We start from the raw sequence: 6641 nt of genomic DNA on the forward strand, positions 1-6641 counted from the left end.
TACGTCTAGCGGCCCCCTGTTCTGACGGGCCGAACTGAAGATGCGAGTGTTCTATTGGAGTAGCGAGATTCAATAATCAGACCGATGAGCGGCAGCATGAAACGCATAGAGCGTAGGGTGGCTTTCCATAGCCGCTGAAGGCAGAGGACAGGTATGGGAACCTGCCCTACGCTCTCACCCATCCTAGCCCAGCCATTCCCGGATTTGCCCCCAAGTTGAAACGCGCCCCGCAGCGCGCTATCTTGACGACGGCGGGCGCGAGGAGTATCCTTGCGCATGGGGCGCGCGGCGTCCGTCCCCGCAATCCACGCCTGGGGGTGAGGCGACATGACGCCAGGAGAACTGGCCGTGATGATCAAGCAGATGGCCCGCGATCGGGACTGGGACCTGGCGGGCATCTGCGCGCCCGAGGGCGACGGCCTGCCCGCGTGGGTGGGGAGCGTGGTGGTCCTGGGGTTGTACACGCCCGACGACGCCTACGACTTCAACACGTATGTGGAGATCGCGGGGCGCCGCCGCTGGCACAAGGTGGCCTACGAAGCGCTGGTGGCGCGCGCGGCGCTCTTGGCGCTGGACCTCATCGCGCGGGGCGTTCGGGCCGAGCCGCTCACGTTTGTGGACTCGGCGAGCCTGGTGAACCTGCGTGAGGCGGCGGTGCGGGCAGGGCTAGGCGTGCGCGGGCTGAACGGGCTGGTCGTTACGCGGGAATTCGGGCCGAGGGTGCGGTTGGGGGCGGTATTCGTGGAGCCGCCACTCCCGCCCGACACTCCCGTACCCGACTATTATTGCGCCTCTTGTTCCATCTGCATCAGCCGCTGCCCCACGGGCGCGCTCACCGCATGGGGATTTGATCGCAGTCGGTGCATCGCGGAGTTCGCCCCGTCGCCTGAGATGCGAGCCAAGCAGCAGCGCGAGGTGAAGCAGATCACTCCTTTCACCCGCCTGCAGTGCAACCTGTGCATCAGCAGTTGCCCCATCGGCAAGAAGCGCGCGGCGACATGGTGGGACGGCGAATAGCCGCCCGGCACTGCTCGGTGCTCTTTTCCCACACAGAGGCACGAGGACACAAAGGAGAAACTCTGTGCCTTTGTGTCTCCGTGTGAAACATCCCTTTCCCACACAATGACGCAATAAAACCCTTCGTGCCTCTGTGCTTCCGCGAGGGATATCCTTCTCCGTGGCCCGCGAAGCGATCGCCCGACAACAGGAAAGGGGCCCCGAAGGGCCCCTTCTCGCTTGACAACGACGGGCCGAAGCCCACCTGCCATGGCAGTCCCTACTTGAACGCCCCCATGACCTCGTCAATGACCTTCATGAGGGTGTCCACAGGATTCTCGCCCGCTTCAACGAGGTAGCCGCCGTTCTGGGTGTGCACATTGAAGGCTACCAGTTCGGCCACAGCATCCTCGTTGATCGCAAAGGCACGGTGGCAGCCACCGCACGCCCGGGAGCCGGGCCCGGTAACATAGGATGGTACGGCACCGATGCTCCGCTCGCGATTCGTCAAGGTCGCAGCCGCCGACAGGAGGCCAGGCAGCGACTGAGTCTCGCTCGCGGCCTCGTACGTGCCCTTGACGTGGCAGGCCTCGCAGTTGGTGATGCCATGCGTCGGGAACGGGAACTCAACGTGATGCTCGTAGTGCATGGCCTGCACCGGATCGGCGAAGTCAATGCGACCGACGTCATACGGCTGGCCCGCGTGCGTCGCATGGATGTACGAATCCAGCGAGCGCGACTGCATCTCCAGGTGCGCGGCGCCGCTCTTGGTGATGTGGCACATGCGGCAGACCACCGCGTTCCCGCCGCGGTCCGGCGAGTGGAAGGTGGTCCCCAGCGCGGCATGGCAGTTGTCGCAGCCATCCGCCACCTTCACGATGGGCTTGTTGAAGTTGTCGTCAAAGGCGTTGGCGCCGAAGTCAAAGGTCCGCGACGGCGCAACCAACGCGACCATGACACCGTCCGCGTTCTTCAGAGCCGGCATGACCGCGAGTTCCGCGCGCTTCACCGAGCCGTTGGTGAGCAGGTCGGCCCACTTGGACAGGTCAAACGTCGCTTCCCACTTGCCGGCGCCGACTGACGTTACCGTGACGTTCGCGTGCTCTTCGCCCAGCGCGGCTTCCAAGATCGGCTGGTCGCTGCGGTCAATCTTGCCGTCGCCGTTGGTGTCCACTAGCCGCTCATGGCCGCCGAGGACGAAGTCCTTCGTGTCCCACCCATATAGGCTGACCAGCACGGTGGGCACGATGTCGGCCGCGTTGACGCCTTCCAGGTCGGGATCCTCGGTCGCGCTGAACGCGAAGGTCAACTTGTTGTCGGCGAAGGACGCGCTGTCAATGCTGACCTTGATGGCGTCCGAGTACTTCTGGCCGGATGCGGTGTAGATGGCCTGGTCGTAGCCGGTGTGGATCTTGCTGAAGCCCCGGGCCGCCTTCCCCTCGCCGTGGCAGGTGGTGCAATCTACGGTGTTCAGGTCCAGGTTGTCGTGAATCGGCGACGGCAGGACGGCCTTCAGGGCGGGCGCAGGCGTCTCCAACCCCTCAACGGTGGTTACCGGGTGGCAACTCTTGCAGACTTCCGTCTTGAAGTTCGCGTCGGCCAGGATCTTGTCCAGTTTGCCCTCATGGCAGGTTACGCAGTTGGCCATGGACTGGGGATACGGGAACTCCATGGCGTGCGACATGTGCACGTCGTTCATCACTGTGGTCTTATACGCAAACTGGGCCTTGATCTCAGGCGTTACGTTCTCTTCGCTCTCCAGGACGGGAAGCGCCTTGGCCGGGTCGGTAACCAGCAGTTGCCACTCAAAGTGGCCGCCCTCACCGTTGTCCAGGTGGCAGACCTTGCAGGTGTAGAAGTCCGTTGCCGGATCGCCATCCACCTGGGCGTAGATGTAGCCGTGCTTCAGGTAGGGCACCGTGTGGCACTTCTCGCAGCCCGCAACATTGGCCGGGGACGTGTAATCCACGCCCTTGCCGGTTTGCTTCATGCCCACGAACGGGTACTTGCCCTGGCGGATGCGCGCGGGCAGACTGCCGACGATCTCATCCGTGCCGTACACGACGATGAGACCATCCATAGCCGCCAGGTTCGTGGTGCCGGTAACCACAGTCGTCGCAACGCCCTGGCCGTCATAGGTGGTTTTCCCTTTGAGAGACAGCCGGCCGCGAGCGGGCTCAAACTGGAACTTGGAATCGGCGTAGGGTACGAAGTAGACACCCCACGAGTCGGCCTGCCGCACGTCAAAGGGAGCACCGTTCTTGGTCAACTTGAAACTGACCTTGCTGGTATCGGGCGGCGTGAACGAATAGGCGATGTCGCTAACCTTGATCACGCCATCCTGATACAACTCCTCGTAGTACACCTGATGCGTGGCGCCCGCCCGCTTATGACACACCGCACAGGTCTCGGGCTGACTGGGCAGGGTAACCAGGGTGGTAGGACCGGCAGGGCCCTGGGGACCGGCTGGACCCGGAGGGCCGGCGGGGCCCTGAGGACCAGCGGGGCCTTGAGGGCCAGCACAGCCTGCCATCAGCACCGCGGCCAACAGCAGGACTAGAGCAAACCCTAGTAAAGCGATGAACTTCTTGGACATTTTGCCTCCTCCTTGAGCAACTAGAGTTGGCTAGCGTTCGCATCGGAACACGCATGGCCTCGTCATGCCGCGCTTGAGCGCCAAATGCCCTTGACGATGAGCCACCCCTGCCAGAACTTCACGGCAAAAGTCAGGCTGAAACAAGATGCAACTCGTATCGGTGCGTCGGTATGGCACGACGGCGGCCTGTGCTCAGGCGCTGCGAACGGCTGCCAGTCTCCTGGCCGCTTGCCTTGACTGCCTCAACCGCGCGGTTATGGGGGTCAGTCTCGGCCTGCGCGCGTTGTCCTCTCGGACAACGCATGCCCTGGATCGCTCGTTGCTGTGCACAGCAGGGGCGAGCGTTCGTTAGCGCGGCCAAGAATAAGCACGGTGTCTCCCATGTCCTGGTGATGCTGCTCTATATGGTGCAGTTTGTGCGAGCGAGTAACGGCAAATCTTCCTGCGGGACAATCACCTCCCTTCTCCTCCACACCAGCAGGATTCGCCCGTTGCAACACAGCGAGGACCTCCAACTGGTTCGGAGAGCCTGGCCCCTTGGTGCGGGGGCTTTCTGTCAAGGGCGCTGGGCTCTACTGCGTCTCCCAAGAGAGACTTGTATGAAGTATACGAAATAATCCGCTCTCTGTCAAGTATGTTCCCTCCATCACATACAAGAATCTATCACACAAGCCGGAAAGGTTTCCCGTACATGCCGAAACGGGCCCCGAAGCGCCTGGCGCCACCGTGCCTGCATCGGCCCACCCAGCGCCCTCCAGCCACAAACGCAGCGCCCGCGTTGACGAAAATCCGAGGCCGCGGTATATTTGGGACTGCGCGAGGACACCACGCTTCGGGGGAGCCAGGCACTTGACCGAGAGCATGCAACGCAAGTTGAAATGGGGCGAGCGACTGCTCCTTGGCGCCATCGTGGTTACGCTGGGGGCGCTGTTGTACGTCGCGGTGTTCTCGGGCGCAGGCCCGGTGCCCCCCGTCCCCACGCCCACGCCGACCTCCATCTTCCTGGCCCAGCACCCAAACCCGCGACCTCAGGGCCTGCCCTCCAAGAAAATCGGCATCATCCCAGGCCATTGGCAGAATGACTCCGGCGCCACGTGCGAGGACGGCCTCACCGAAGCGGAGATTACCCTATCGGTCGCCCGCAAGGTCAAGGACCTGCTGGAATGGTACGGGTACGAAGTGGAACTCCTGCCGGAGTTCTCGCCGCGCATCCTCGGCTACGTGGCCGACGCCTTCCTGGCCATCCACGCCGACTCTTGCGAGCCGATTGAGGGCGCCACGGGGTTCAAAGTGGCCCGCGTCCAGAACAGCGCCATCCCCGCCGTGGACGACCGGCTGGCGGCGTGCCTGTGGGAGGAGTATCAGGCGGCCACGGGGTTGCCGCGCCACGAAGGGAGTATTACCAACGACATGCTGCACTACCACGCGCTGAAGGAGATCGCGCCCGAAACGCCGGGGGCCATCATTGAGATCGGCTTCCTTCGCCTGGACCGCGAGATCCTGGTGCTCCGACAGGACGCCGTAGCCCAGGGCCTGGCCAATGCGCTGATATGCTTTCTGGAGGGCGGCCCGTAGAGGGCAGGCGCCGCACCATCATCGGGGGAGCCTCGGTCAGGCTCCCCCGATCGTTATCCATGCCGGCGGCCTGCTACGCCAGTTTCTGGCCGCAGTTGGGGCAGAACTTGGAGCCAGGGGGCACGTCCACGCCGCAGTTGGGGCACTTGTTCTCCACGGCCAGTTTCTGGCCGCAGTTGTTGCAGAACTTGGAGCCGGCGGGGACCATGTTGCCGCAGTTGGGGCACTTGACCATGGCGGCCGCCGCTGCCGCCGGAGCCGCAGCCTGGCCTTCGCGACCGGCGCGGAGCGCGTCGGAGATCGCCCCCGCCATGGCCGCGCCGATGCCCACGCCCGCGCCAAGCCCAACGCCCGCGCCCGTCAGCGACCCCGCCTCGCCGCCTGCCGTGGCCGCGTCGCCCATCGCACGGGCGGCCTTGAACTGCAGGTACTTCTGCATGTCGCCGATAGCGCCCATGGCGGCCCGCTCGTCAATGGCCTTGGCCGTCTCCTCGGTCGGGCTGATGTTGTTGATGAACAGCGCCTTGAGGGTGATGCCCAGCGCCTTGAAGTCATCGGCTAGGCGCGCCTTGATGACCCCCGACAGTTCGTCGTACAGCGCAGGCAGGTCCAGCAGCGACGCCTTGGACTCGCCCAGAACGTCGGTCATCCTGGACACGATCACGCCCCGCAGGTAGTTCTCAATCTGCGCGTTGCGGTAGATGCCCTGCGTGCCCACGATCTTGTTGACGAACAACTGCGGGTCGGTGATCTGCATGGCAAACTGGCCGAACGCCCGCAGCCGCACCATCCCCAGTTCCTTGTCGGGCAGCGTGATGGGTTCGGGCGTGCCCCACTTCAGGTCAAGAAACTCCCGCAGGTTGACGAAGTACACCTCGGCCTTGAAGGGCGTCTGGCCCGAAAAGGCCTTGCCGATGAGATCCACCAGCAGCGGGACGTTGGCCGTGGTGATGGTGTGCCGCCCCGCGCCGAACGTGTCCAGCGCCTTGCCATCTCGGAAGAAGACGGCTGCCTGGCTCTCCCGCACGATGAGTTGCGAGCCGATGCGGAAGTCGCCGGAGCCGCTCTCAGGAATGCGGTGGACGATCTCCTGCCCCGTCTCGTCAAAGTATTCTATGACATCAAAAACCCGTGCCATTGGACACTCCTTTCGTCCTTTCAGAATCTTGCCTGGCTACCAGGAACTTACTGGGTCTCGCCCGCGCCGAGGATGGCCTCCTGGCGGTGGTTCAGCACCGTATCCATCTCCTGGAGGACGGTGATCAGCGCGGCGATGGCGACGTTCAGGTCGCCGCCTTCCTTCAGCGTTGTGGCGATGTTGCCGATTCCCTCTTCTATCCTCGGAACGAAGCCGAGCAACTGGTGGTCGTACTCGTACAGCGCGTCCAGTTCATCCTCCTTGACTTTCACGGCGTCAAACAACCCGGCGTAGCCGTTGGAAGCCGTCTTCAGCCGGTCAATGAGGATTTGCAAC

At 63.6% G+C, this 6641-nt stretch carries 5 protein-coding genes; 2 read left to right on the forward strand and 3 right to left on the reverse strand.

Translation table 11 applies throughout. The annotated features are described in order from the left end of the window. The first annotated feature begins 327 nt into the window (after positions 1–327). Positions 328–1017 carry an epoxyqueuosine reductase gene (locus H5T65_13450; GenBank protein MBC7260234.1) on the forward strand — a complete coding sequence of 230 codons (690 nt, stop codon included), beginning with the start codon at positions 328–330 and terminating at the stop codon, positions 1015–1017. 259 nt (positions 1018–1276) lie between these two features. Here H5T65_13450 and H5T65_13455 read toward each other — a convergent pair whose 3' ends face one another. After that, complete coding sequence (locus tag H5T65_13455) at positions 1277–3394, reverse strand: hypothetical protein (GenBank protein MBC7260235.1); 2118 nt, start codon at positions 3392–3394, stop codon at positions 1277–1279. Positions 3395–4453: 1059 nt separating this feature from the next. On the opposite strand from H5T65_13455, the gene H5T65_13460 reads away from it, so the two are divergent. Further along, a complete protein-coding gene (locus tag H5T65_13460) occupies positions 4454–5167 on the forward strand; it encodes an N-acetylmuramoyl-L-alanine amidase (GenBank protein MBC7260236.1) in 714 nt (237 codons plus the stop codon). A gap of 73 nt (positions 5168–5240) precedes the next feature. On the opposite strand, the gene H5T65_13465 is transcribed toward H5T65_13460, so the two are convergent. Continuing rightward, the gene (locus tag H5T65_13465) at positions 5241–6305 is read right to left on the reverse strand and encodes an SPFH domain-containing protein (GenBank protein ID MBC7260237.1); all 1065 of its coding nucleotides are present in this window, start codon (positions 6303–6305) and stop codon (positions 5241–5243) included. Positions 6306–6352: 47 nt separating this feature from the next. Next, positions 6353–6641 (reverse strand): hypothetical protein (locus H5T65_13470; protein ID MBC7260238.1); only part of this gene is annotated, 289 nt, incomplete at its 5' end.

Source organism: Chloroflexota bacterium (genome assembly GCA_014360805.1).
Lineage (GTDB): Bacteria > Chloroflexota > Anaerolineae > DTLA01 > DTLA01 > DTLA01.